23 protein-coding genes and 1 tRNA gene are annotated in these 23,912 nt (G+C 64.4%); 9 read left to right on the top strand and 15 right to left on the bottom strand.

Annotation, left to right across the window (positions count from 1 at the left end; translation table 11 throughout):
* Nucleotides 1-9 precede the first annotated feature (9 nt).
* Genes H8B03_RS07755 through H8B03_RS07735 form a run of 5 tightly spaced genes read right to left on the bottom strand, consistent with a single transcriptional unit; the run spans nucleotide 10 to nucleotide 4,581 of the window.
* Nucleotides 10-1,299, bottom strand: coding sequence for a TRAP transporter large permease (locus H8B03_RS07755; protein ID WP_193141142.1), 1,290 nt, complete (start codon nucleotides 1,297-1,299; stop codon nucleotides 10-12).
* Nucleotides 1,299-1,955, bottom strand: coding sequence for a TRAP transporter small permease (locus H8B03_RS07750; RefSeq protein ID WP_193141141.1), 657 nt, complete (start codon nucleotides 1,953-1,955; stop codon nucleotides 1,299-1,301). Before H8B03_RS07750 ends, H8B03_RS07755 begins: the two co-directional genes overlap by 1 nt.
* Nucleotides 1,956-2,015: 60 nt before the next feature.
* Nucleotides 2,016-2,531 (bottom strand): flavin reductase family protein, encoded by a 516-nt coding sequence (locus H8B03_RS07745; RefSeq protein WP_193141140.1) that lies wholly within the window; start codon nucleotides 2,529-2,531, stop codon nucleotides 2,016-2,018.
* A 2-nt stretch (nucleotides 2,532-2,533) separates the two neighbouring features.
* Nucleotides 2,534-3,427: an aldo/keto reductase family oxidoreductase gene (locus tag H8B03_RS07740; protein WP_193141139.1), complete on the bottom strand. Its 894-nt coding sequence runs from the start codon at nucleotides 3,425-3,427 to the stop codon at nucleotides 2,534-2,536.
* The gene (locus H8B03_RS07735) at nucleotides 3,427-4,581 is read right to left on the bottom strand and encodes an LLM class flavin-dependent oxidoreductase (RefSeq protein ID WP_193141138.1); all 1,155 of its coding nucleotides are present in this window, start codon (nucleotides 4,579-4,581) and stop codon (nucleotides 3,427-3,429) included. Before H8B03_RS07735 ends, H8B03_RS07740 begins: the two co-directional genes overlap by 1 nt.
* Nucleotides 4,582-4,663: 82 nt before the next feature.
* Between H8B03_RS07735 and H8B03_RS07730 the strand changes: the two genes are divergently transcribed.
* Both H8B03_RS07730 and H8B03_RS07725 read left to right on the top strand, forming a co-directional pair.
* Nucleotides 4,664-5,362: a GntR family transcriptional regulator gene (locus H8B03_RS07730; RefSeq protein WP_193141137.1), complete on the top strand. Its 699-nt coding sequence runs from the start codon at nucleotides 4,664-4,666 to the stop codon at nucleotides 5,360-5,362.
* A gap of 10 nt (nucleotides 5,363-5,372) precedes the next feature.
* Nucleotides 5,373-6,506, top strand: a complete 1,134-nt coding sequence (locus tag H8B03_RS07725) for a Gfo/Idh/MocA family protein (protein WP_193141136.1) — start codon at nucleotides 5,373-5,375, stop codon at nucleotides 6,504-6,506.
* Here H8B03_RS07725 and H8B03_RS07720 read toward each other — a convergent pair.
* The 4 genes from H8B03_RS07720 to H8B03_RS07705 form a co-directional block, all read right to left on the bottom strand.
* Complete coding sequence (locus H8B03_RS07720) at nucleotides 6,479-7,213, bottom strand: DsbA family protein (RefSeq protein ID WP_193141135.1); 735 nt, start codon at nucleotides 7,211-7,213, stop codon at nucleotides 6,479-6,481. The two genes, H8B03_RS07725 and H8B03_RS07720, sit on opposite strands and share 28 nt — an antisense overlap.
* 512 nt (nucleotides 7,214-7,725) lie before the next feature.
* Nucleotides 7,726-8,706: an HAD family phosphatase gene (locus H8B03_RS07715; protein WP_193141134.1), complete on the bottom strand. Its 981-nt coding sequence runs from the start codon at nucleotides 8,704-8,706 to the stop codon at nucleotides 7,726-7,728.
* Between the two features lie 91 nt (nucleotides 8,707-8,797).
* Complete coding sequence (locus H8B03_RS07710) at nucleotides 8,798-10,474, bottom strand: arylsulfatase (protein WP_226925766.1); 1,677 nt, start codon at nucleotides 10,472-10,474, stop codon at nucleotides 8,798-8,800.
* 13 nt (nucleotides 10,475-10,487) lie between these two features.
* Nucleotides 10,488-10,763, bottom strand: a complete 276-nt coding sequence (locus H8B03_RS07705) for a hypothetical protein (protein ID WP_193141133.1) — start codon at nucleotides 10,761-10,763, stop codon at nucleotides 10,488-10,490.
* A 351-nt stretch (nucleotides 10,764-11,114) separates the two neighbouring features.
* Here H8B03_RS07705 and H8B03_RS07700 point away from each other — a divergent pair, with 351 nt between their 5' ends.
* Entirely contained in the window at nucleotides 11,115-12,803 is a 1,689-nt protein-coding gene (locus H8B03_RS07700; RefSeq protein WP_193141132.1) for a hypothetical protein, read from the top strand.
* 157 nt (nucleotides 12,804-12,960) lie between these two features.
* Here the strand turns inward: H8B03_RS07700 and H8B03_RS07695 are convergent.
* Both H8B03_RS07695 and H8B03_RS07690 read right to left on the bottom strand, forming a co-directional pair.
* Nucleotides 12,961-13,035, bottom strand: a tRNA-Asn gene (locus H8B03_RS07695).
* Nucleotides 13,036-13,104: 69 nt separating this feature from the next.
* The gene (locus H8B03_RS07690; RefSeq protein ID WP_193141131.1) at nucleotides 13,105-14,016 is read right to left on the bottom strand and encodes an MBL fold metallo-hydrolase; all 912 of its coding nucleotides are present in this window, start codon (nucleotides 14,014-14,016) and stop codon (nucleotides 13,105-13,107) included.
* A 42-nt stretch (nucleotides 14,017-14,058) separates the two neighbouring features.
* On the opposite strand from H8B03_RS07690, the gene H8B03_RS07685 reads away from it, so the two are divergent.
* Both H8B03_RS07685 and H8B03_RS07680 read left to right on the top strand, forming a co-directional pair.
* Nucleotides 14,059-15,378, top strand: coding sequence for an ATP-binding protein (locus H8B03_RS07685; protein WP_193141130.1), 1,320 nt, complete (start codon nucleotides 14,059-14,061; stop codon nucleotides 15,376-15,378).
* A gap of 56 nt (nucleotides 15,379-15,434) precedes the next feature.
* The gene (locus tag H8B03_RS07680) at nucleotides 15,435-16,325 is read left to right on the top strand and encodes a helix-turn-helix transcriptional regulator (RefSeq protein WP_193141129.1); all 891 of its coding nucleotides are present in this window, start codon (nucleotides 15,435-15,437) and stop codon (nucleotides 16,323-16,325) included.
* Nucleotides 16,326-16,332: 7 nt separating this feature from the next.
* On the opposite strand, the gene H8B03_RS07675 is transcribed toward H8B03_RS07680, so the two are convergent.
* The 4 genes from H8B03_RS07675 to H8B03_RS07660 form a co-directional block, all read right to left on the bottom strand.
* A complete protein-coding gene (locus H8B03_RS07675) occupies nucleotides 16,333-17,118 on the bottom strand; it encodes an extracellular solute-binding protein (RefSeq protein ID WP_193141233.1) in 786 nt (261 codons plus the stop codon).
* A 56-nt stretch (nucleotides 17,119-17,174) separates the two neighbouring features.
* Entirely contained in the window at nucleotides 17,175-17,942 is a 768-nt protein-coding gene (locus H8B03_RS07670; protein WP_193141128.1) for an ATP-binding cassette domain-containing protein, read from the bottom strand.
* Nucleotides 17,935-18,642, bottom strand: a complete 708-nt coding sequence (locus H8B03_RS07665) for an ABC transporter permease (protein WP_193141127.1) — start codon at nucleotides 18,640-18,642, stop codon at nucleotides 17,935-17,937. Before H8B03_RS07665 ends, H8B03_RS07670 begins: the two co-directional genes overlap by 8 nt.
* Before the next feature lie 166 nt (nucleotides 18,643-18,808).
* Nucleotides 18,809-19,387: a DUF882 domain-containing protein gene (locus H8B03_RS07660; RefSeq protein WP_193141126.1), complete on the bottom strand. Its 579-nt coding sequence runs from the start codon at nucleotides 19,385-19,387 to the stop codon at nucleotides 18,809-18,811.
* Between the two features lie 288 nt (nucleotides 19,388-19,675).
* Here H8B03_RS07660 and H8B03_RS07655 point away from each other — a divergent pair, with 288 nt between their 5' ends.
* Genes H8B03_RS07655 through H8B03_RS07640 form a run of 4 tightly spaced genes read left to right on the top strand, consistent with a single transcriptional unit; the run spans nucleotide 19,676 to nucleotide 23,898 of the window.
* Nucleotides 19,676-21,280, top strand: coding sequence for a murein L,D-transpeptidase (locus tag H8B03_RS07655; protein WP_193141125.1), 1,605 nt, complete (start codon nucleotides 19,676-19,678; stop codon nucleotides 21,278-21,280).
* A gap of 30 nt (nucleotides 21,281-21,310) precedes the next feature.
* The gene (lpxD, locus tag H8B03_RS07650) at nucleotides 21,311-22,402 is read left to right on the top strand and encodes a UDP-3-O-(3-hydroxymyristoyl)glucosamine N-acyltransferase (protein ID WP_193141124.1); all 1,092 of its coding nucleotides are present in this window, start codon (nucleotides 21,311-21,313) and stop codon (nucleotides 22,400-22,402) included.
* A gap of 30 nt (nucleotides 22,403-22,432) precedes the next feature.
* Nucleotides 22,433-22,693 (top strand): acyl carrier protein, encoded by a 261-nt coding sequence (locus tag H8B03_RS07645; protein ID WP_193141123.1) that lies wholly within the window; start codon nucleotides 22,433-22,435, stop codon nucleotides 22,691-22,693.
* Nucleotides 22,690-23,898 carry a beta-ketoacyl synthase gene (locus H8B03_RS07640; RefSeq protein ID WP_193141122.1) on the top strand — a complete coding sequence of 403 codons (1,209 nt, stop codon included), beginning with the start codon at nucleotides 22,690-22,692 and terminating at the stop codon, nucleotides 23,896-23,898. Before H8B03_RS07645 ends, H8B03_RS07640 begins: the two co-directional genes overlap by 4 nt.
* The last annotated feature ends 14 nt before the right edge of the window (nucleotides 23,899-23,912 follow it).

Raw genomic sequence — 23,912 nt, 5'->3', positions numbered from 1 at the left:
TTTGGTTGCTCAGTTCACGAAGCCCGCGAGGCGGGGGATGGTCATCGAGAAGGCCGGCACGAAGGTGATCAGGAAGATCACCACCACCTCGACGGCCAGAAACGGCAGGATGGCCTTGGAAATCGTCTCGACCCGTTCGCCCGACACCGACGAGGCGACGAACAGCACCAGCCCCATGGGCGGCGTGGCCAGGCCCACGGTCAGGTTGACGCTCATGATGATGGCGAAATGCACCGGGTCAACGCCCAGATCCACGAAGATCGGCCCCAGGATCGGCCCCAGGATGATGATCGCCGGGCCTGCGTCCAGAAACATGCCGACGACGAACAGCAGCAGGTTGATGAGGAACAGCAGGATCAGCGGGTTCTGGCTGAGGCCAAGGATGAATTCGGCCAGGATCTCGGGCGCATGGGACAGGCTGACCACGGTCTTGAAGGCCATGGCCGCCCCGACCAGCAGCAGCACCACCGCCGAGGTTGTCCCGGCTTTCGCCAGCACGTCGGGCAGTTCCGACAGTTTCAGGCTGCCCATGATGAAAAAGCCGATGAACGTGGCATAAGCGACGGCGACGGCTGCGGCCTCGGTCGGGGTGAAGACGCCGCCCAGGATGCCGCCCAGGATGATGACCGGGGTCATCAGCGGGAAGAAGGCGCGCAGGCTGGCTTGCCCGCGTTGCCGCCACGTGGTCTTGGCCGAGGCGATGGGAAAGTCATAGCGGTCGGCCATGACCTTGACCATCAGCATCAGCCCGACCCCGACCATGATCCCCGGCACGATGCCCGCCAGAAACAGCGCGGCCACGCTTTCGCCCATGACATAGGCATAGATGATCATGATGCCCGAGGGCGGGATGATCGGGCCGATCACCGAACTGGCCGCGGTAATGGCGGCGGCGAACCGGCGGGTATAGCCCTGACGTTCCATCGCCGGGATCAGCATCGACCCCAGCGCCGAGGTGTCCGCCACCGCCGATCCCGACAGCCCGGCAAACAGCATCGACGACAGCACGTTCACATGCGCCAGCCCGCCGCGCAGATGGCCCATCAGGGCTTGGGCGAATTCCACCAGCCGTTCGGTGATGCCGCCACGGTTCATCAGCTCGCCCGCCAGCATGAAGAAGGGAATGGCCATCAGCGGGAAGCTGTCCATGCCGTTGTAGACGTTGCGATACAGCAGGGCGATGTCGCGTTCCTGCCCGTTCAGCCACAACAGCAGGCCGGGGGCGACCAGCAGCGCGAAGAACACCGGCAGGCCGACCATCAGGAAGATCAGGAAGACGGGCAGGAACCAGATCAGCATCACTCGGCCTCCACGACATCGCGCGGCAGCGGGCGCAGGTGATCTTCGCGGCCCAGCAGGGTCGCCAGCCCGCGCAGCAGCAATTCGACATTGACCAGCACCAGCAGGATCAGCCCAACGTAGAGCGAGGCATACATCATCGCCAGCGGCATCTTGGCCCAGCCCCATGTCAGCCCAAAGGCCGCATCCGCCTTGGTGCACAGGGTCAGCGACATGTCGAGACCGGGCAGGGGCATCGCGAAACTGAAGGTGAAGGGCATCCACAGGGTCGAGCTTTTGAACAGGCAGCCCGACATGGTGTGGTTGTAGCCCAGCCGCACGCCGACGATCAGCACCACCAGCGACAGGCTGAGCAGGACCAGCGACAACAGGGCCGCCGGCCGTTTTGGCAGGGCGCGCTCGACCATGTCGATGGCAACGAAGCCGCCCCGGCGAAAGGCGTAGGGCGCGATCAGCCCGGTCATCCACAGCATCAGGAAGCGCGCGGCCTCATCGGGCCAGGGCAGGGCATTGTTCAGCACGTAGCGGAACACCACCTGGATCAGGATCACAATCACCATCAGCGCCATGGCCACCACGGTCACGCCCCGGCCCAGCCGCCCCATGGCGGTGTTGACGATCTCGAACGGGCGCAACAGCGCCAGCAGAATGGGCATCCGCCGTGATCCTCCCTGATCGGGCCGACGTTGCGACCCTTGCACTCCCCTCCCGTATGCTCAGGAGGTGGAGAAACTTCCGAATTTGCCCTGCACGAACAGCAGGGGCAGGCCGTGGCGCGCCGAGACGCTGGACACTTTCGACACGAGGATGATGTGATCCCCGCCATCATGGGTGGCCACGGTTTCGCAATCAAAGCGTGTCAGGCAACCGTCCAGACAGGGCACACCATTGCCGTCGGGCTGCCAGTCGGTCTGCGCGAAATCAAAGCCGTCGCGGGCAAAACGCCATGCCAGATCCTGCTGGCTGCGTTCCAGGACGTGAATCGCGCTGTGGCTGGCTTCGGCAAAGGCGGCGCAACGGTCCGAAGCCTTGTCCACCGACCACAGCACAAGGGCCGGGTCCAGCGAGACGCTGGCGAAACTGTTGACGGTGATGGCGCAGGGGCCAAGGTCGGTGGTCGTGGTGATGACCGTGACGCCGGTGCCGAACGAGCCAAGCGCGGTGCGATAGGCCCGTTGCGTATCGGGTGCGGGCTGGAATGTCTCTATCGAAATCGCGCTGCTCCCGTCCATGCTCAGGGCACCTCTTGTCCCAGGGCCGCTGTGTAGAAGTCGAACCAGTCTTCCCGCGACATCTCCACTTTGCACGCCTCGGACAAACGTGCAATCCGTGCCAGGCTGTTGGTGCCCATGACCGGAAGGATGCGGGCGGGATGCGCCAGCAGCCAGGCCACCGCCACGGCACTGGCATCGACGTCATGCTTTTCGCCGAATGTTGCAAGTTTGTCGTGCAAGGCGCTGTTTTCAGGGGCGAACAAGGCACCACCGGCCAGCGGCGACCAGGCCATCGTCGCCACGCCCGCCTGCATCAGCGTGGCCAACGCGCCATTGCGGAAAGGGTCCGAGGCCAGAAGGCTGATCTCGATCTGGTTGGTGACCATTGTCGAGGACATGCGCGATTGCAGCAGGTTCATATCCGCCGGCAGGAAGTTCGACACGCCCACATGCCCGACCTTGCCCGAGGCCACCATGTCATCCAGCACAGCCCCGGTTTCATCGGCATCCATGAAGGGATCGGGGCGGTGGATCAGCAGCAGATCGATATGCTCGATTTCCATCTCGCGCAGGGAATACTCCACCGATTTCTCGATGTGCGCCCGCGAGGTGTCATAGTATTTCACCCGCGCGTCGGCATAGCGTCCCGCCGGGGCCACAATTCCGCATTTGGTGATGATCTGCATCTGGTCGCGCAGCGCCGGGGCGGCCCGCAGGGCGCTGCCCAGCACCGCTTCCGAGGTGTAGCCGCCATAGATGTCGGCCTGATCGAAACTGGTGATGCCCTGCGCAAGACAGGCTTCGATCTTGGCCTGCACATGGGCGGGCGAGATGTTGTCATCATCGGCCAGACGCCACATGCCATAGACGATGCGCGACAGGTCCAGCGTCGGGGACAGGGAAACACGATCCATTACTTGCGCTCTCCGGCTCCTAAAGGGGTCATCGGGGTCTTGTCCGGCACCCGGCCATAGGCGTGGGGCAGCGAACAGGTCTTGAGATGAGGTAGAACCTTTTCCCCGAATATCCTGCATTCTTCCAGATGCGGGTAGCCCGAGAAGATGAAGGCGCGCATGCCCATCTTGCGATAGGCCTCGATCTCGCTCAGCACCTGGTCGACGGATCCGACCAGGGCCGCACCGCAACCCGACCGGGCGCGACCGATGCCGGTCCACAGGTGCGGCTCCACATAGCCGAACTTGTCGGCCAGCTCGCGGGCGCGGGCCTGGTGCGAAACGCCCAGCGAGCCGGAATCATGCGCCCGTTCGCGGATCAGCTTGCCGTATTCGTCATCCAGTTTCGACACCAGGTGTTCGGCGTATTCCTTGGCCTCGGCTTCGGTGTCGCGCACGATGGTGTGGACCCGCAGGCCATAGTCCAGCGTGCGGTCGTATTTCTCGGCCACGGCGTTGACCGCCTTCATGCGTTCGGCCAGCTGGTCCCTGGGCTCCGGCCACATCAGGTAGACGTCGCAATGCTGGCCGCAGAGGTCCAGCGCGTCGGGAGAGTACCCGCCGAAATACAGCAGCGGCCCGCCGGTCTGATAGGGTTTCGCGGGATCGGTGGTCAGCCCCTCGAAGTCATAGACCTGCCCCTTGTAGGTGATCTGGTCCTGCGTCCACGCTTGTTTCAGGATCTCCACCACCTCGCGGGAACGCTGGTAACGAAAACTGCTGTCTTCTTTCTGGCCGGGAAAATCGCTGCTGATGATGTTCACCGTCAGGCGGCCCTGCAACATGTGGTCCAGCGTGGCGATGGTGCGGGCCAGCATGATCGGTTGCATCTCGCCGCAGCGCACGGCGGCCAGCATGTTGATGCGGTCGGAGATCGGCGCGCACCCCGCCACGAAGCTGAGCGTGTCCTGCCCGACCTGGTAGGAGGACGGGCACAGGATGTTGCGGAAGCCTTGCGCTTCGGCTTCCTTCAGGATCGATGAACAATGGGCAAAGCTGGACCGCAGATCGCCCTCGGGCACCCCCAGCAAGCGGTAGTCGTCCGAACACAGGGCCGAGAACCACGACACCTCGGATGCATCAAGATCTGCGGATGTGACTGGCACCACCGTCATCGACTTCCCCCCGGTTGTTTCTTCTTGCCTAGCATCGCGCAATTGATGCATCAATAGTAAATCAATTCGACAGGGGGATGGCGTGGCAGATCGTGCAGCACTGCCCAAGTATCTGCAAATTGCCGAGTTTCTGGTGCGTGAAATCACGGCCGGACGCTTGCGCGTCGGCGATCGCCTGCCGCCCGAACGGCAGATGGCGGATGGCATGGGCATTGCCGTCGGCACCCTGCGCAAGGCGCTGGCACGGCTGGAGCGCCAAGGCATTCTGGAGCGTCGGCAGGGGTCGGGGAACTATATTCTCGACACTGACCAGGGCGGGTCGATCTATGCCTTCTTCCGGCTGGAACGGCTGGACGGCGGCGGGCTGCCACGGGCCCGCGTGCTGTCGGTGACGCGCCTGCCCAAGCCTGCCGATCTGCCGGATTTTGGCGGCTCGGACACCGCGCACCGCATTCGCCGCCTGCGCTATCTGGATGACCGCGCCGTTGCAGCAGAGGAGATCTGGCTCGACGGGGAGATCACCGACCGGCTGGATGCGCAGGCGTTGTCGGAATCTCTGTACCTTTACTACCGGGAAACCCTTGGGCTTTGGATCACCGCCATCGAGGATCGGATCGGCGTCGATGCCATGCCCGGTTGGGGGCAGGACACCGGCTGTGACGAGGGCGCGGTCTGCGGCCACGTCCTGCGCCAGAGTCGCACCAGCGACGGGGCACTGCCCGAGGTCTCTCGCACCTGGTTCAACCACGACCGCGCCCGCTATGTGGCGCGCAACAGCTAGGAGAGCAGGCATGACGCCAATGCGCTATGGCATCATCGGATGCGGGATGATGGGGCAGGAGCATATCCGCAACATCGCGATTCTGGACGGTGCCGAGGTGGCCGCATTGTGCGATCCCGATGCGGGGATGCGCGGTGCTGCGCAGGCGCTGGTGCCGGGGGCCGTGGCGGTGGCCGATCTGGCCGATCTGCTGGCCCTGCCGGATCTGGATGCACTGGTGATCGTCAGCCCCAACGACTGCCACGTGGCGCAGATGGAGCAGATCGCCGCCACCCGGCCGCTGCCGCTGCTGGTGGAAAAGCCGCTGTTCACCGATCCTGACGATGCGGCCCGGCTGGCGGCGCTGCACGCGCGCTATCCGGCACCGATCTGGGTGGCGATGGAGTATCGCTACATGCCGCCCATCGCGGCGCTGATCGACAAGGTGGCCGAGGTTACCGGCGGTGTGCGGATGCTGACCATCCGGGAACATCGCTTTCCGTTTCTCGACAAGGTCGGCGGCTGGAACCGTTACAACGCCCGCACCGGTGGCACGCTGGTCGAGAAATGCTGCCATTTCTTCGACCTGATGCGGCTGGTGGTGGGGGCCGAGCCGGTGCGGATCATGGCCTCGGGCGCGCAGGACGTGAACCACAAGGCCGAACACCCGGCCGCGGGCCCGCCCGACATCTGGGACAATGCCTATGTGATCGTGGATTTCGCCAACGGCGCGCGCGGGATGCTGGAATTGTGCATGTTCGCGGAAGGCTCCGAGTTTCAGGAAGAGATCACCGCCCTCGGTCCGCTGGGCAAGATCGAGGCCAAGGTGCCGGGGCCGACCCGGTTCTGGCCTGCCGACCTTGGCCCGCCGCCGGTGTCACGGGTGATCGTATCGCCGCGCCGTCCCAAGCGGCCGCAGATGCTGGAGATCCCGGTCGACGAGGCGCTGCTGGACGCGGGCGATCACAACGGCTCCACCTTCTACCAGCATCAGAAGTTCCTGCAGGTACTGCGCGGACAGGGAACGGTCGAGGTCGGCTTCGACGACGGGATGCGCGCGGTGCTGATGGGGCAGGCGGCGCAACGCTCGGCGCTTGAGGGACAGGCGGTGGCGTCCGGTTTGCCCACTGACGCGCCTCAGGTGCAGACGCCGATGTCCGCCTGATCGATCAGGGCCTGAACCTCGGCCTTGCTGCGGTTGCCCACGGCCAGCACCGACCCCACCACCAGCGCCGGTGTGCCGGGGATCTGGAAGCGGGCCGCCAACCCAAGGCTGGTGGCGATGCGCGCGGTCACCTCGGGGCGGTCCATGTCCTGCAACAGCCGTGGGGCGTCCAGCCCCAGGCCTTCGGCCAGCGCGGTCAGATAGGCCGGGTCGGGCTGAAAACGGGTGCGATGCAGCCGGGTGCGCATCGCCGAGGAGGCTCCCTGGTACTCTGCCGCCAGGATGGCCCGCGCCGCCGCCACCGAACCCGCGCCCAGCAATGGCAGATCATGCACGGTCAGAGCCACGGTTGCCGGGTCCAGCGCGGTGATCCACGGCTCCATGGTTCGGCAATAGGTGCAGTTGATGTCGGTGAAGAACGCCAGCGGCACGCGCCCGTCACGCGGTGTGCGGAACAGCGCGGCGCAGATATCGGGGATCTCGGCCGCCTCGATCCGGGGGCCATCCTGAAGGCCCACCAGCGGATCGAAGGCCCCGGTCACCGCCGCCTGTTCCAACTGGAAGAACCCCGGCACCGACGGATGCGGCGGGGCCGACAGGGAGGGCGCGAAGACCCGCCACAACGCGGGCGCCCCGGCCAACAGGGCCACAGCGCCGCCCAAGGCAAGAAATCCGCGCCGGTTGCCAGAGAGTTTGGGTGTTGTCATCGGGGCCGTGCCTCATCTTTTGCCGGGATCAGTATCGCGCTCCCCGGTCCGGTCTGCCGAGACAACTCTAGGGGCCGTGCGCCCCCGCGCCCCTTGCCCAAAACAGCGCAGGCGCCCTACCAGGCATCCACCCGGTGCTCGGGCGGCAGCCACATGGGATCGCCCTTGATGCTGTCGAACGCCCCTTTCAGGGAACCGTTGGCCGACTGGAGGCATCGGCAGGAATGTCCAGGCAGGGGTCGCAAAGGCCCCGCAGTCAACAAATTTGGGCGCAAACGCAGAGGGACCGGGCGCTGCCGCTTCATCACATACGGAGCGGCATCCCGAGTGTGGCGCCACAGGTGCATGGGTTTCCACGACAGCGCGGTGTGGATGCGGTCGCCGCCCTTGCGATGACGATCCGGGCGCGACCCCAAACGGAAAACGCCCCGTCCACTGGATCAGTAGCCGGGGCGCAGCCGTGCAGGTCATGACACCGATCGCCTGCTGATGCGCGGCAACCGGCGGCGGGCTCAGTTCGGGAAGATCGTTTTCCAGTCGTTCTTCATGTCGATCAGAAGCCAGCCGTTTTCGGCAGCTGCATCAAGGCCCTTGTCGAGTTTGCCAAAATGCGTGTCGCGGTCATAGGCGTATTCGCGGTCGGCGTCGGTGTGGTGCACGAAGGCGCCAAGACGCGGGCCATCGGCGCCGATGGTGGTGTATTGCAGCATCTCGAAATCGCCGTCGGAATTGCCGAAGGCGGCAATAGGTCGGCGGCCGATATGGGAATTGATGCCGACGGGCTTTCCGGCCTTGTCGTCGATGAAGTCGATCTTGTCGGTGCGCATCAGCACCGGCTTGCCATCCACCATCTTGAACTCGGTGGTGATCGACGATCCGACGACCTGTTGCGGCGGGATGTCATAGACTTCTTCGGTCCAGGGGCGCATGAACTCGATACCGCCGCCGGAAACGATGAAGGTCTCGAAATCATTGTCCCGCAGGTAGTCGAGCAGCTCCAGCATCGGCTGGTAGATCAGCTCGGTATAGGGCCGGTCGAATTTCGGGTGTTTCGCGGTGGCCAGCCAATCGGTGGTGATCGACGCGAAATCTTCGGTCGACATGCCGGAATGGGTCGCGGCGACGATTTCCAGCAGACCCTTATCACCGGCTTCGCCAAGCGCTTTCATGTCGCCTTCCAGAACGGCCTGGAACGGCTGGGTCGTCTTCCATTCCGGGTGGTCGTCGGCCATGGCCTTGACCCGGTCGAAAGCGAAGGCAAGCTGGGTGTACATCGGCTGCTCGACCCAAAGCGTGCCGTCATTGTCGAAGGTCGCGATCCGTGCGTCTTCGTCGACAAAGGTGTCGCTGTCGTCGTCGGTCACGCTCTCGACGAACGCGATGATGGCGCTTTTGGTGTCGCCGTCGTTCCACGATGGCAGGGGATCGTCCTGGGCAATCGCGGGAAGCGCGAATGCCAGGGATACGGCAAGGGTGGAGGCAAGAAATTTCATTTTGGGATTGGCCTTTGCGTGTCCGGTACGAGGTCAAGTGGACGCGAGAGAGGGCGGGCCCGTCAAGGCCCGCCCCGTGTGTGGTGTTGCCTCAGTTGCCGGTCGGCAGGCCGATGCTGACACCATCCTTGGCAAGTTCGTCACGAACATGCTTGAACCGCTGATACGCGCTCAGCGTGATCGGACCGGTATAGGTCTCGCTCTGCAGCTTGCGCGGCGGATACTCGACATAGCTTTTCATGATCTCCTGCATCGCCTCGTTGGCCGGGACCATTGCCCAGGTGCTCTCGGTGAAGGTGGTCATGAAGATGTCGTAGCGTTCCTGCGGGTCGGCCAGCAGGTCAAAGACCTGCGGAACAGTGGCGACGTATTTCTCGGCGCCTTTCCAGCCCAGGTTGGTATCGACCGCAAGGCCACCGGTGGTGGCGCCATTGTCGCCGCGCAGGTTGAACACGTACTTGAAGTTGTCGACGCGGACAGCACCCGGAGTTAGTTCGTTCTCGGTGAAGTAGAACCACTCGTTGCGGTCAGACTTGCCCTTGCCGGTCCAGACCGGGGTCATGTCGTGGCTGTCGAAGATGATCGGCTCGCCGGCGCGATCTTTCTCGGGCAGCGTCTGATCGGCCAGGGCTGCGAAGGTTGCCATCAGGTCGAGACCGCCGAGAATGTCGTCGCTCTTGGTGCCTGCCGGAACATGCGCAGGCCAGCGCACCACGGCCGGAACCCGGCTGCCGCCCTCGCGGTCGGTGCCCTTGGTGCTGCGGAACGGAGTGTAACCGCTGTCCGGGTAGACATCCTGCCAGGCGCCGTTGTCGACCGTGTAGAACACGACGGTGTTGTCCTTGAGGCCAAGCTCGTCCAGCTTGTTCAGGACGTTGCCGACGCGCGCGTCAAGTTCGACCACCGCATCTGCATAGGGCGACTTCGAGATCGATTTGCCCTCGAAATCCGGGTGCGGCAGGTTCGGCTGGTGGTTCTTCATGAAGTTGACGTTGATGAAGAACGGCGTGTCCGGATCCTTGGCGGCGTCTTCAAGGAACTCATAGGCGGCCTTTTCGACATAGGCGTCGAGATATTTGATGCCGACCTTGCCCTGATCCGGCGTGTCCGCGTCGCCGATCACCTTGAAATCCTCGGTGACCTCTTCGCCGGCATTGCCGGACAGCGACCCCTTGGTGATCTTGGCGAACTCGGCGCGCAGGTCGTCGCCCATGTTCTTGTGCCAGGCCGGATCGGGGTAGGTATAGGCGTTTAGATGATAGAGGAACGCGTATTTCATCTGGTCATAGCCCTGCGCGTTGGGCAGCGCATAGTCAGACTCGCCCAGGTGCCACTTGCCAGTGAAATAGGTCTTGTACCCGGCTTCTTTCAGCACCGAAGCCAGCGTCCATTCCGCTTCGGGCAGACCGCCGCCCTGGCCCTGGAAGGCCACGGTGGTCATGCCGGACCGGTTCGGGTTGCGCCCGGTCTGCATCGCCGCGCGGCCCGGTGTGCACGAGGGCTGGCCGTAGAAGTTGGTGAAGAACATGCCTTCTTCGGCCAGCTTGTCGAAGTTCGGCGTCGGCATGCCGCGCGCGGCACCGCCCAGATAGGGACCGAGATCGCCCCAGCCGGTATCGTCCGAGACGATCAGGAGGATGTTGGGCTTGCTGCCGGCAGGATCGTCCTGCGCAAGGGCTTGCGACGCTCCGAGTCCGCCAAGGGCAAAGGCGACCCCAAGCGCAAGCGCGCGCCCCGCCATGCCGGTTTGGGTTCCGGAAGTTTGCATATGAATTTCTCCGTCAGAGGTTTCTGATCCCGGCGCTCTCCGTCCGCACGGGGATGCCATCTTTTGCCAGCTCTTTTTCGATCTCGGCTTCGAGTTCGCGGACGAGCCTGTCGTAATCCGCGATCCGACACGACGATTCCGGGTCGATTGCGCGCCATCGGTCAAGTGCTTCCCATGCTTCCCTGTAGTCGGAAAGAAGCTCTCGAAAGCCCGGATCGATGGTGCTCCGTCTACGGAGTTCGGGCATGAGGTTCGGCCAACGTTCCGCAATGATCGGACCAGGCTCCATGTCATCTCTCCGTAAGAAATGTGATCTTGCGACCATTGGTTTCACAACCGGACGGAAGACGTGTCGAAATCGCCTTGAGCTTGCCCCATGCGTGCGGTGCCCGGGAGTGGCGAACATGTTCGAACCCCTCACAAAGGGGTGCCTGGTAAGGCCGCAACACCGCAATACGGCCCTTTAATTCAGGGGGCGGGCGACTATAGTGCTGCCGAACAGGTCCCGGCCGGCATTTTCATGTGGGATCGAGACCAGCGCAGCGAGATGCCCCCGAAAATGGTAAATGCCCGCCAGAACCTGATGGACGAGAGGGGTGCGCACCCCTCGCAGGCGGATGTTCGCGCGGCGTTGGACCGAATGTTCGAGCATCCGGAATTCAGGGCCAGCAAACGGCGGCGCGCATTCCTGAGTTTCGTGGTCGAAGAGGCGCTCGCGGGTCGCGGGCCCGCCCTCAAGGGTTTCGCCATCGCCCATTCGGTTTTCGGGCGCGACGAGAATTTCGATCCCAAGACGGATCCGGTGGTGCGGCTGGAAGCCCGGCGTCTTCGGCAGGACCTCGACAGCTATTATGTCGGCCCCGGTGCCGACGATCCGGTGCGCATATCGATCCCGAAGGGCAGGTACGAACCCCTGTTCGAGGTTCGTCCCCCCCAGGTCGCCACGACTGTCGCGCCAGTTGCCCCGACGGAGGTATCATCCGTCGCGCCACCGCAGGCGAAAACACGCAAGTCCAGGCGCAAGGCACCGCTGATGGCGGCGATCTTTGCCGGGCTGGCGGTTGTTGCGGTGATTTCATTGTGGTTGTTTCGCGCCGATGGCGTCGCGGTTACAGATCGTACCGTGGCAGAGTTTCCGCGCGTCGCGATCCTGCCCTTCGAGGCGCTCGATCCGTCGCCGACAACCCGGACGTTGTCGCTTGGCCTGAGTTCGGAACTGGTCCTGAAACTGCGCGGCTTCGACAACTTGCGCCTGTTTGCACCGCTGGCTGCGACCAACCTGACCGAGAGAATGGCGGAACTCGGTGCCGACGGGGTGCCGACCTATCTTGTGCACGGCACTGTCCAGACAGAGGGCGAGGCGGTTTCGGTCAACGTCCAGCTTCTGTCGGCCATCACGGACGAACTGGTCTGGGGCGAAAGCTATGACCTGCATCTGAACCCCGGCGCCCTCATCGACCTGCGCAACTCCGTATCGGCCGAGATCGCGACCGCCATCGGGCAGCCCTACGGCCCGCTGTCCGCCGATATCATGGCGCGGGCAGATGCCTCTCCCGCGCCCACAAGCCTCAACAGCTACCTGTGCGTTCTCGAGGCCATCGCCTACCGGCAGAAGTTCTCGTCAGCCGCCTATCAGACCGTGCGGGCCTGTCTTGAAGAAACCGTGGCGCAAAGCCCCGACTACGCCGAGGCCTGGGCAATGCTCGGGTGGCTCCAGCTTGACGCGGCGCGCTTCGGCTTTGTCCCTGCCGAGCAGGCCGATGCCGAAATCGCGGCGGCGCTGGAGGTTGCCGAACACGCCTATTCCATGGCTCCGGACAACGTACTTGCCGCGAAGGCCCTCTCCTCCATCCATCACTACACCGGCAATTATTCCGAAAGCGAACGCTACGGGCGTATCGCGCTGGACCTTAACCCGCACGATCCTGACACGCTCGCGCAGGTGGGGTGGCGGTTGTCGGTGCGGGGCAAATTCGACGAAGGCGGCCCACTCATGGCGCAGGCGATCGAGCGCACGGTCGACCCGCCCGGCTGGTACTATCACCTTCCGTCGCTGCAGCATTTCATGCAGGGCAACTTCGAACGGGCCTTGGAGGAAGCCGAAATCGCCGCGTCAAAGGGGACAGGCTTCGCGTGGTTCCTCGTTGCCATCAACGCGGCGGCACTGGGAGATGCCGAGAAGACGGCCCTGGCTTTGGACGTTTTGTCTGCACATCCATACATTTCCGCCGACCCGGCAGCGTTCTTGCGCCGCCACGGCGCCATCGATGAGATCGTGTTGAAAGCGACAGCCGCCTACGGCGCGGCTCAGCGCCTCGCGCCCTTTTAGACCGTATCGCCCCTCGGAACGCCATCCAGCAGGATGATGCCGGGAGCGTCCCCAGGCGGAACTGGCCGGTTGGTGCTCCGCGTGCTGCCCCAGCCCAAAAATGAAGAAGCACCCCCGAGGGGGTGCTTGCTTGGTCACCTGATATTGTTGGGTGATTTGGCTCCGGCGGTAGGGATCGAACCTACGACCAATTGATTAACAGTCAACTGCTCTACCGCTGAGCTACGCCGGAACATGCGGCGGTGTATAGCTATGCTGTCTGGGGGCGTCCAGAGGCTTTTGACATTTTTTTCACCCCATTTCAGGCCAGCGAAAACAGCGCCGAGGGCGACAGGTTCGGGGCGGCCTGAACCTTGCCGCGCGTGGTCAGATCTATGAGATGGGCCAGCACGTTACGCTCGGCCGCGGGCATCAGGGCGGCAGGGGTTTCGCGGTCATAGATGGCCCGGGTCAGGGCGCTCAGCCCGATGCCGTGCGGGGGAATGGCCGACAGGATCTGGGCCTCGCGGGCATGGCGATGCGCGATCAACCAGTCGATGCGCGCGGCGGGATCGGCGACCGGCAGGCCGTGACCGGGATGCAGGATGCGCGAACCAAGGTCCCGCAGCCGGTGGCAGGATGACAGGAACGCCGCCAGATCGCCGTCTGGGGGCGAGATCAGCGAACTGGCCCAGCCCATCACCAGATCGCCGGTGAACAGGATGTCGTCCCAAAGGAACGCCATGTGGTTGCCCATATGTCCCGGTGTCCACAGCGCCGTCAGCGTCCAGCCCGCGCCGGTTACCTGCGCGCCATCGGGAAGGCAACGGTCGGGCGCGAACTCCGTGTCCACGCCTTCCCCGCCCCCGGCAAGCCCATCCGCCACCAGACCTTGCATCAGCGCGCTGCGGCCCGAGGCGGCCGGTCCATAGGCCAGAACCGGGGCGCCCGTTCGGTCGGCCAGCGCGCGGGCCAGCGGCGAATGATCCCGGTGGGCATGGGTGACAAGGATCTGCGTGATCTTCTGGCCGGGGCGCAGGGCGGCAAGGATGGCCTCAAGATGCGCTGCATTGTCCGGGCCGGGATCGATCACAGCGATCTCCCGGTCGCCCAAAAGGTAGGTGTTGGTGCCCCAATAGGTCATGGGCGAGGGGTTGGGCGCCAGAACACGGCGCAGGCCTGGGGCGAGGTCTTCGACCTGTCCGGGAACGGGGGACTGCGGGGAAGGGTCCATTTGGCGCTTTCCTGTGCTGCTGCTGCATGGTCAGATGTAGCCATGCTCTTCGCCTGGCTCAAACACTCCCTTCCGCGCAGCCTGTATGGACGCGCCGCGCTGATCCTGATCCTGCCGGTGTTCAGCCTGCAACTGGTGGTCTCGATCGTCTTCATTCAACGCCATTTCGAAGGCGTCACCCGCCAGATGACCCGCAATGTGCTGGCTGAAACGCGGTATCTTGTGGACAGCGTGAACGCGGCGCCCGACCTTGCCGCGGCGCAGGCGCTGGTGGACGAGCTTGGACCGGCGCTGGAACTGGCGGTGTTCCTGCCCGCGCCGCTGCGCGATGGCGACACGCGCGCCTTCTATGATCTGTCGGGGCGGGTGGTGATCGAAACCCTGCACCGGCGTTTGACCGGTGTTTCGGGCATCGACCTTACCAGCAACCAGCGCGAGGTGCAGGTGTCGATCGACACCGTGCATGGCGGCATGGACTTGCGGATGCCGCGCGGGCGGGTGTCGGCGTCGAACCCGCATCAGCTTCTGGTGTTGATGATCGCGACCGGCGTTCTGATGACGTTGATTTCCTTCATCTTCCTGCGCAACCAGTTGCGGCCGATCAAGCGGCTGGCCCGGGCGGCGGATGCTTTCGGCAAGGGGCGGCATGTGTACTACCGTCCCACCGGCGCCAGCGAGGTTCGGCTGGCCGGGCAGGCGTTCCTCGACATGCGCAGCCGGATCGAGCGCCAGATGGAGCAGCGCACGCTGATGCTCTCGGGGGTCAGCCATGACCTGCGGACGCCACTGACACGGCTGAAGCTGGCGCTTGGGATGATGGACGACACCGAGGAAACCGACGCCATGCGGCGCGATGTTCAGGACATGCAGCATCTGGTGGACGAGTTCCTGAACTTCGTGCGCGGCGATGCGCTGGACGATGCGGAGGCCACCGATCTGACCGAACTGGTGCGCGACTGCGCCGATTCCGCCCGTCGCGGCGGTCACGCGGTGGACCTGTACCAGCTGGATGAAACCGGCGACGTCACGATCCGGCCCATGGCGATCAGCCGGGCGCTGGAGAACCTGATCGGCAACGCCGTGCGCTATGGCACCATGGCGGCGGTCACCGTCGTTGTGCGCGAGGGCACGGTCTGCATCCGCGTCGAGGACGACGGACCAGGCATTCCCGAGGACAAGTTCAAGGATGCGCTGAAACCCTTTGCCCAGCTCGATGCGGCGCGCAATCAGGATCGCGGCACCGGGGTCGGACTGGGTCTGGCCATCGCCTCGGACATCGCACGGCGGCACGGCGGGCGCCTGCACCTTGGGCGCAGCGCCCGTCTGGGCGGGTTGCAGGCCGAATTGATCGTCGCGCGATAGGCCTTGCCGGCGCGGAACCGTTGCAGGGACGGGCAGTTTCGATCAGACTCGCCCGCATGACCGACCCAACCGCCGCCGAATATCTGACGACCCAGGAACTGGCCGAGCTTCTGCGGATCAAGGAACGCAAGGTTTATGACCTGGCGGCCTCGGGACAGGTGCCCTGCATCCGGGTCGTGGGCAAGCTTCTGTTTCCGCGCGACGAGGTGAAGGCCTGGATCCAGGCCGGGCGCAGCGGACCAGAGGTGCGCGCGGATCTGCCCAGCATCGTCGTCGGCAGTCATGATCCGCTGTTGGAATGGGCGCTGCGCGATAGCGCCAGCGGGTTGGCGGGCCTGTTCGATGGCAGTTTCGACGGGCTGGGCCGGTTTCTGGCGCGCGAGGCCATGGCCTGTGCGCTGCATGTGCATGAACCCTCGGGGCATTGGAACATCGACACGGTTCAGGCGGCGGCCGGGGCGCTGCCGGTGGTGCTGGTGCGGCTCGCGACGCGGCGGCGCGGTCTGTTGCTGGCGCGGGACAACCCGCTGAAGATTTCCGGCATTGCCGATCTGGCGCCGCATCGCGTGGTCCGCCGGCAAGAGACCGCCGCCAGCGAACGTCACTTCCAGCGTCTGGCCAAGGCCGAGGGGCTGACGCCCGATGCGTTGAGCGGACCCCAGGGGGCCGCGCGCACCGAGTTGGACCTGGCCCGCGCCGTGGCGGAAGGGCAGGCCGATGCCGGTTTCGGGATCGAGGCCGTGGCAAAGCCCTTCGGGCTGGATTTCCTGCCGCTGGTCGAGGAACGCTTCGATCTTCTGGTGTGGCGGCAGGCGTGGTTCACCGCGCCGATGCAGGCGCTGATCGGTCTTGTGGGGCGGCCGGGGTTTGCAGATCGCGCCGCCGAACTGGGCGGCTATGACGTGGGCGAGGCGCTGCGGGTCGTGATGAACGGCAGCGCCCCGTAATCGCGCACTATGGCGCGGCGTTGGGATAGAACAGCTGCGTGCCGTCCACCTTGAAGGCGGCAATCGCGGCCTGTCCGTCGGGGCCGGTCAGCCAGTCGGCAAAGGTCTGCGCCGCGGCGGCCTGCACATTGGGATGCCGTTCGGGGTTCACCACGATGACGCCGTACTGGTTGAAAAGACGCGGGTCGCCCTCCAGCAGGATCCGGTGTTCGCCCTTGTTGCCAAAGGAAATCCAGGTCGCCCGGTCGGTCAGCACATAGGCGCCCATGGCCACGCCCGCGTTCAGCGTCGCCCCCATCCCCGATCCGGTTTCGCGGTACCAGGTGCCCGAAGCCGCGGCCACATCGGTGCCGGTGTCGCCCCACAGGCGCAGTTCCGCCTTGTGCGTGCCGGAGTCGTCTCCGCGCGACGCAAAGGGCGCCTCGGCCGCGGCGATCCTGGCCAGTGCCGCCACCACGTCGGCCTCGTTGGCCAGTCCGGCCGGATCCGTCGCCGGGCCGACGATCACGAAGTCATTGTACATCACGTCGCGGCGCGGCAAGCCGAATCCCTCGGCCACAAAAGCCTCTTCGGCGGGCTTGGCATGAACCAGCAGCACGTCGCCATCACCGTTGCGGGCATTGCGCAGGGCCTGCCCGGTGCCGACGGCGACGACGCGCACCTCGATCCCGGTGGCGTCCTGGAACTGCGGCAGGATCGCGTCCAGCAGGCCCGAATTCTGGGTCGATGTCGTGGATTGCACGATGATGACGTCATCGGCGGCGGTGGCGGAAATCGCGGTGGCGGCCAGCATCAGGCCACCCAATACAATGTTTCTGAAGAACACGTTCAGTCTCGCTTTGATGGGGATTACCGAAGAAGATCGCCGGACAGAAATGCCTGTGCGGCGGCAGAGCGGGGCAGGGCGAAGAACCGGTCCGTCGGAGCCTGCTCCTGAACCTGCCCGCGATGCAGCAGGATCACCTCGGAGGCCAGCCTGCGGGCCTGTCCAAGGTCGTGGGTGACCATGACAATCTTGATGCCACTGGCGCTGATCTGACGGATCAGGCCTTCGATCTCGCGCGTGGCGGCGGGATCCAGCGGGGCAGTGGGTTCGTCCAGGAGCAGCAGGTCCGGGCCGGTGGCCAGCGCGCGCACCAGCGCCAGCCGCTGTTGTTCCCCACCGGACAGGGAGCGCGCGGGCTGTTTCGCGCGGGTCTGCAGGTGGCCCTGGGCCAGAAGTTCGTCAATACGGGCGCGGCGTGCGCGCCACGGCACCCCCTGTTGGCGCAGCACGAAGCCCAGGTTGCCCGACACGCTGCGCCGCAACAGCACCGGTTTCTGAAACAACATCGCCTGTTTGACCGCGCCGCCGCCCGAGGGATCGGTCAGCGCGATCTGTCCGGTGGTGGCGGGCAGAAGCCCGTGGATCAGCCGCAGCAGCACGCTCTTGCCCGCGCCATTGGGACCGATGATGACGCTGGGGCCGGGGGCGTTCAGCGTCAGGGCGGGAATGTTCAGCAGGGTCTTGCGATCCCGCGCGACGGTCAGATCCGACACATCGACCCGGCAGGCGGGCACGGCGGGGGCCGCGTCCTTGGCCCAGTTGGCGCGCAGTTGATCGGTGTGGTCACGCATGGCTGAGCCTTTGCGCCCGCAGCGCGGTTGCGGCCACCGCCGCGTTCACCATCAGCGCGATCATGATCAGGATCACTCCCAACGCCAGCGCCAGCGCAAGATTGCCCTTCGAGGTTTCCAGCGCGATCGTGGTGGTCATGACGCGGGTCACATGGTTGATGTTGCCGCCAACGATCAGCACGGCCCCCACCTCGGCCACGGCGCGGCCGAACCCGGCCAGCAACGCCGTCATCAGTTGAAATCGGCCATCCCACAGCAGCGTCGGCACGGTTTGCATCCGGCTCAACCCCAGAGAGCGCAACTGGTCGGCATATTCGCCGTCCAGTTCGCTGATGATCTGGCGGGTCAGGGCTGTGATGATGGGCAGCACCAGCAGCACCTGGGCGACGATCATCGCGGTGGGGGTGTACAGCAGGCTCAAGACGCCCAGCGGGCCGGAGTTCGAGAGCAGAAGATAGACCGTCAGCCCGACCACGACCGGCGGCAAGCCCATCAGCGCGTTGACCACGACGACCACCAGCTGCTTGCCGGGAAAGCGCGTCACCGCAAGGATCGCGCCCAGCGGCAGGCCAATGGCCGCCGCCACCACGGTTGCCGTCAGCGACACGCGCAGCGACAGCAGAACAATGGACCACATGTCCGGATCCCCCGAGAGGATCAGAAGCAGCGCCGCCCTGAGTTCTTCTGCAAAATTCTGCATTTCCTCCCCGGATCCGAGAATTTCGGAAATTTCCCTCATCTTGGGGCAGGAGGCGCACCCTGTCTACCGGCATCGTGAAATTTCGACTGCGGCGCGCAGACAGGTCGCCAAACGCAAAAACGCCGCCTGGGCGGCGGCGCTGGAAGGGGCAGTCTTTGAAAGGGCTTCAGCCGTTCCAGGTTCGGATCGGGCCACAGTCCATATGGACGAAATTGGACCGGTAGTAGCGTCCGACACCGCCCGCCGAGACCGATTGCGCGGCTTTGGACATCTGGCTGACGCTGCGCGATTTCAACCGCAGGTCGGCGGCCTGGCCGGACATGTGCAGGGATTTCTTGGCAACCCCCCTGGTGCCCTTGCGCAGCATCGCGTTGGTGCGCGGTGTGCGATAGCCGGACAGAAGCAAGTAGGGTTCGTCAATATCCAGCAGCGTATGCGACGCGGCCATGATGTCGATGGTGCGGGTGTCGATCTTGGTCGCCTTGTTCTCGCGCCAATCCCGCATGAAGTGGTTGATTTCCTTGAGGGCGGGCTTCACATAGCGGCCGTCCACCCAATAGATCATGTCGATGCTCTCGCCGGTGCGGCCGGAATACATCTTGATCCGTCGAACGTCCCCGGCCCCGCGAAGGAACCCGAATACGCCTGCGTGAACCGGTGCTGCGGTAACCGTCGTTGCGGCGAAGGCCGCCAATAGTCCACGTCTGGAAATGCGGGCTGTGCCCGCCTTGCTGTCATTTGTCATGCCCGTACTGCCTCATATTCGCCACATTCGCGGCTGTTTTGAGAACCATCCCACAGAACGGCTTTTTACACAACAGTATGAACAACCCAACAATGATTTGGACTCACACCGGAATCTGGGCCGAAATCGGCAGCTTTCTGCCAATGCAAAGTCAGGAGGGGTGTCCTAATCCACCGTTGCCGATCCGCGACATAATATTCAGCAACATCTGATTGTGATTTTGACGGATTGAACCCCGCGCGTTACCTCGGGGATAACGGTCCCTTGCGCCGCAACCCAGGAGTTCCCATGTCCGCGATCCTGCGAAGCCCGATTCTGCGCCCTTTCTGGGCGTTTCTGTCTGTCCTTCTTCTGACCGGGGCTGCCTTTGCCCAGTCCGGCGATCAGGCCCTGCGTCAGGCCATTGCCTCGTCCGTGGCGCGCGATGCCACGCTGCAACAGTTCTATGCCCAGCGGAACTATCAGCCCATGTGGATGGGCGGGTCAGCCAAGGACAAGCGCCGCCAGCGCGACTTTCTGAAGGCGCTGAAGCAGTCCGGCGATCACGGTCTGCCCACCGGGGCCTATAATGTCGCGGGGCTGAGCCAGATGGCCGGGGCCAAATCGGTGGCCGACAAGGCCAAGGCCGAGATCGCTTTCACCAAGACCTTCAGCGCGTATGCGCAGGACATCCAGTCCGGCATCCTGACCCCGTCGCGGGTCAGCAAGGAGATCGACCGCGCAGCGCCCCGGCGTGGCACGGTGCAGACGCTGGTGGCTTTCTCGAAAAGCTCGCCGTCGGGATTTCTGAAGGCGCTGCCACCGCAGCGCGCCAGCTACAAGGCGCTGATGGAGGAAAAGACCCGGCTTGAGAAGATCGTCGGCGCCGGCGGCTGGGGCTCGAAGGTGGGCGGCAAGTCCTACAAGATGGGCCAGTCGTCGCAACAGATCGTGGTGATGCGGACGCGGCTGCGGGCCCTTGGCTATGGCAAGGGCGGAAAATCTCCGACTTTCGACCAGGCCTTGCAGCAGGACCTTGCCCGGTTTCAGCGCGATCACGGGCTGGACCCCGATGGCGTGGCCGGTCCCGCCACGCTGGCGGAACTGAACCGCAGCGCGAAGGATCGCCTGACGCAGGTCATCGTCGGGATGGAGCGCGAACGCTGGATGAACTTCCCGTTGGGCAAGCGCCACGTACTGGTAAACATTCCCGACTATTCGGCCAAGATCATCGACAACGGGCGCGTGACCTTTGAAACCCGCGCCGTGGTCGGGCAGAACCGCTCGACCCACCGCACGCCCGAGTTTTCGGACCGGATGGAGTTCATGGTCATCAACCCGACCTGGAACGTGCCGTATTCCATCGCCACGAAGGAATACCTGCCGATGCTGAAGCAGAACCCCAATGCGGTCTCGCATCTGCACCTGCTGGATCAGAACGGCAACCGGGTGTCGCGCGGGTCGGTGAATTTCGCCTCCTACAGCGAAGGCAACTTCCCCTTCCGCCTGAAAGAACCGCCCAGCGACGGCAACGCCCTGGGGCTGGTCAAGTTCATGTTCCCGAACCAGCACAATATCTATCTGCACGACACGCCGCACAAATCGCTGTTTTCGCGTGGACAGCGGGCCTTCAGCCATGGCTGCATCCGGTTGGCCGATCCGTTCGACTTCGCCTACACGCTGCTGTCCAAGCAGACGTCCAACCCCAAGGGAACCTTCAAGGCGCATCTGGACACTGGCCGCGAAAGCGTTGTGCAACTGAAACAGCCGGTGCCGGTGCATCTTGTCTACCAGACGGCCTTCGTCGAAGGCTCGGGCGATGTGCAGTATCGGGTCGACATATACGGGCGTGACGCAATGATCTTCAACGCGCTGGCGAAGGCCGGGGTTTCGCTGCGCGCGATTGGGGGCTAGACAGGCCGGAACAGCTATTCCGGAGTGATCATGGCATTCAGTCTCGACAGCATTGCGCAAGCCCTGGGTGCGCGCCTTGAAGGGGACGGCGCGCTGCAGATCACCGGCGCCTCTGAGCCGGCGCTCTGCGGGGCGCGGGATCTCGCCCTGGCGATGGATCCGAAGTACGCCGAGGGTCTGCCCAAGGGAAAGGCGCAGGCCGCCATCCTGTGGGAGGGCGCGGACTGGCAGGCGCTGAACCTGAAGGCGGCCCTGTTTGTCGCCCGCCCGCGTCTGGCCATGGCGCATCTGTCGAAGATCTTCGATCCCGGCCCGCAGATTGCGCCGGGCATCCATCCCACGGCGGTGGTCGATCCCTCAGCGCGGATCGGGCCGGGGGCGGCCATCGGCCCGCTGACCGTGATCGGCGTCAATGCCCGCATCGGTGCCAACGCCCGTATCGTCGGACAGGCCACCATCGCCGAAGAGGCCGTGATCGGAGACGATGCGCTGATTTGTTCCGGTGTCCGCATCGGCGCGCGTGTCCGCATCGGCGACCGGGTGATCCTGCAACCGGGCGTGGCCCTGGGCGGCGACGGTTTTGCCTTCGTGACGCCCGAGAAATCCTCGGTCGAGCAGGTGCGCGAGAACCTTGGCGACCGCGTCGAGGTCACCAACGCCGAATGGACGCGGCTGCATTCGCTGGGCACGGTCGAAATCGGCGACGACGTGGAAATCGGGGCAAACTCGACCGTCGATCGCGGCACCATCCGGGCCACGAAGATCGGGCGCGGCACCAAGATCGACAACCTGGTTCAGGTCGGACACAACGTCGAGATCGGCGAGGATTGCATGTTGTGCGGGCTGGTCGGCGTCGCCGGATCGACCCGGATCGGCAACCGCGTCGTCCTGGCAGGCCAGGTCGGGGTGAACGACAACATCTTCATCGGCGACGATGTGGTGGCGGGCGGGGCCAGCAAGATCTTCACCAATGTGCCCGCAGGCCGGGTGATCCTGGGCTACCCGGCGATCAAGATGACCACGCACAATGAAATCTACAAGGCCCTGCGCCGCCTGCCACGGATGATGCGCGACGTTTCGGCCTTGAAGAAAGCAGTTTCCTTGCCGGATCAAAGCAACTAAATCCCCCATCAACGAACTCGGAGTGGTCGGATGAGCGTCAGAGACAAGGTGCTGGGCATCATCGCCGAACAGGCGGTCATGGATGTGGCGGATGTCACGCCGGACAAGACACTTGAAGATCTGGGCATCGACAGTCTGGGCCTGGTGGAAAGCATCTTTGCCATCGAAGAGGAATTCGACATTCAGGTGCCCTTCAACGCCAATGATCCCGCGGCCAGCGACTTCGATATCTCCAGTGTCGAAGCCATCGTCGGCGCGGTTGAATCCCTCGTCGCCCAGCAGTCCGGATGAAGCGCGTCGTCATCACCGGTCAGGGTTCCATCAACGCGCTTGGCCACACGGCAGAAGACACATTGCAGGCCATGCGAGACGGCCGCTGCGGCATTGGCGAGCTGAATTTCCGCGACGTGGAGCGCCTGTCGATCCATATCGGCGGGCAGGTGCGCGACTATGATCCCGAGCAACGGTTCAACCGCCAACAGATCGCGCTGTACGACCGGTTCACCCAGTTCACGCTGATCGCCGCCAAAGAGGCCATCGCGCAATCGGGGCTGAGCTTTGCCGGCGACCTGGCGGCGCGGTCCGGGGTCGTGCTGGGCACCTCGGGCGGGGGCCTGAACACGCAGGATGAAAACTATCGCACGGTCTATGAAGAAGGGAAGAACCGCGTTCATCCCTTCGTCGTCCCCAAGCTGATGAACAACGCCGCCTGCAGTCATGTCTCGATGGACTACAACCTGAAGGGTCCAAGCTTCACCGTGGCCACCGCCTGCGCCTCGTCGAACCATGCCATGGGGCTGGCCTTCCACCTGATCCGGGGCGGCGGTGCGACGGTCATGGTGACCGGCGGGTCCGAAAGCATGCTGTGCTTTGGCGGCGTCAAGGCCTGGGAAGGGCTGCGCGTCATGTCCAAGGATGCCTGCCGGCCGTTTTCGGCCAATCGCAACGGCATGGTTCAGGGAGAAGGCGCGGCGATCTTCATCTTCGAGGAATACGAGCACGCCAAGGCGCGCGGCGCCGATATCCTGGCCGAGGTGATCGGCTTTGCCATGTCCTCGGATGCGGCCGACATCGTGATGCCCTCCAAGCAGGGCGCGGCCCGCACCATTGCCGGGGCGCTGGAAGACGCGAAGATCTCGCCCGACGCGGTGGGCTATATCAACGCCCATGGCACCGGCACGGCCGCCAACGACAAGACCGAATGCGCGGCGGTGGCCGATGTGTTCGGCGCCCATGCGGATCGGCTGATGATCTCTTCGACCAAGTCGATGCATGGACACCTGATCGGCGGTACAGGCGCGGTGGAGCTTCTGGCCTGTGTCATGGCCCTGCGGGACGGCATCATCGCGCCGACAATCGGCTATGAAGAGCCCGATCCCGAATGTGCGCTGGACGTGGTGCCGAACGAGGCACGCGAAGCCGATGTTGACGTTGTCCTGTCCAACGCCTTCGCCTTCGGGGGCCTGAACGCCGTTCTGGCGCTCAGGCGGATCTGACGGGGCCGTGCCCG

This window comes from Meridianimarinicoccus sp. MJW13, from assembly GCF_014901205.1.
Lineage (GTDB): Bacteria > Pseudomonadota > Alphaproteobacteria > Rhodobacterales > Rhodobacteraceae > Meridianimarinicoccus.
The sequence above is the reverse complement of the archived record's forward strand: the minus strand, read 5'-3'. Positions and strand labels throughout refer to the sequence as shown.

Bases quoted from the DNA above. Each gene is read 5' to 3' on its own strand.
- H8B03_RS07665 (WP_193141127.1), bottom strand. From the start codon at position 18,642: ATGCAGAATTTTGCAGAAGAACTCAGGGCGGCGCTGCTTCTGATCCTC.
- H8B03_RS07645 (WP_193141123.1), top strand. From the start codon at position 22,433: ATGAGCGTCAGAGACAAGGTGCTGGGCATCATCGCCGAACAGGCGGTC.
- H8B03_RS07690 (WP_193141131.1), bottom strand. From the start codon at position 14,016: ATGGACCCTTCCCCGCAGTCCCCCGTTCCCGGACAGGTCGAAGACCTC.
- H8B03_RS07740 (WP_193141139.1), bottom strand. From the start codon at position 3,427: ATGGATCGTGTTTCCCTGTCCCCGACGCTGGACCTGTCGCGCATCGTC.
- H8B03_RS07735 (WP_193141138.1), bottom strand. From the start codon at position 4,581: ATGACGGTGGTGCCAGTCACATCCGCAGATCTTGATGCATCCGAGGTG.
- H8B03_RS07640 (WP_193141122.1), top strand. From the start codon at position 22,690: ATGAAGCGCGTCGTCATCACCGGTCAGGGTTCCATCAACGCGCTTGGC.
- H8B03_RS07725 (WP_193141136.1), top strand. From the start codon at position 5,373: ATGACGCCAATGCGCTATGGCATCATCGGATGCGGGATGATGGGGCAG.
- lpxD (WP_193141124.1), top strand. From the start codon at position 21,311: ATGGCATTCAGTCTCGACAGCATTGCGCAAGCCCTGGGTGCGCGCCTT.
- H8B03_RS07745 (WP_193141140.1), bottom strand. From the start codon at position 2,531: ATGGACGGGAGCAGCGCGATTTCGATAGAGACATTCCAGCCCGCACCC.
- H8B03_RS07715 (WP_193141134.1), bottom strand. From the start codon at position 8,706: ATGAAATTTCTTGCCTCCACCCTTGCCGTATCCCTGGCATTCGCGCTT.
- H8B03_RS07655 (WP_193141125.1), top strand. From the start codon at position 19,676: ATGTCCGCGATCCTGCGAAGCCCGATTCTGCGCCCTTTCTGGGCGTTT.
- H8B03_RS07680 (WP_193141129.1), top strand. From the start codon at position 15,435: ATGACCGACCCAACCGCCGCCGAATATCTGACGACCCAGGAACTGGCC.
- H8B03_RS07750 (WP_193141141.1), bottom strand. From the start codon at position 1,955: ATGCCCATTCTGCTGGCGCTGTTGCGCCCGTTCGAGATCGTCAACACC.
- H8B03_RS07700 (WP_193141132.1), top strand. From the start codon at position 11,115: ATGTTCGAGCATCCGGAATTCAGGGCCAGCAAACGGCGGCGCGCATTC.
- H8B03_RS07660 (WP_193141126.1), bottom strand. From the start codon at position 19,387: ATGACAAATGACAGCAAGGCGGGCACAGCCCGCATTTCCAGACGTGGA.
- H8B03_RS07720 (WP_193141135.1), bottom strand. From the start codon at position 7,213: ATGACAACACCCAAACTCTCTGGCAACCGGCGCGGATTTCTTGCCTTG.
- H8B03_RS07685 (WP_193141130.1), top strand. From the start codon at position 14,059: ATGCTCTTCGCCTGGCTCAAACACTCCCTTCCGCGCAGCCTGTATGGA.
- H8B03_RS07675 (WP_193141233.1), bottom strand. From the start codon at position 17,118: ATGCTGGCCGCCACCGCGATTTCCGCCACCGCCGCCGATGACGTCATC.
- H8B03_RS07755 (WP_193141142.1), bottom strand. From the start codon at position 1,299: ATGCTGATCTGGTTCCTGCCCGTCTTCCTGATCTTCCTGATGGTCGGC.
- H8B03_RS07705 (WP_193141133.1), bottom strand. From the start codon at position 10,763: ATGGAGCCTGGTCCGATCATTGCGGAACGTTGGCCGAACCTCATGCCC.
- H8B03_RS07710 (WP_226925766.1), bottom strand. From the start codon at position 10,474: ATGCAAACTTCCGGAACCCAAACCGGCATGGCGGGGCGCGCGCTTGCG.
- H8B03_RS07670 (WP_193141128.1), bottom strand. From the start codon at position 17,942: ATGCGTGACCACACCGATCAACTGCGCGCCAACTGGGCCAAGGACGCG.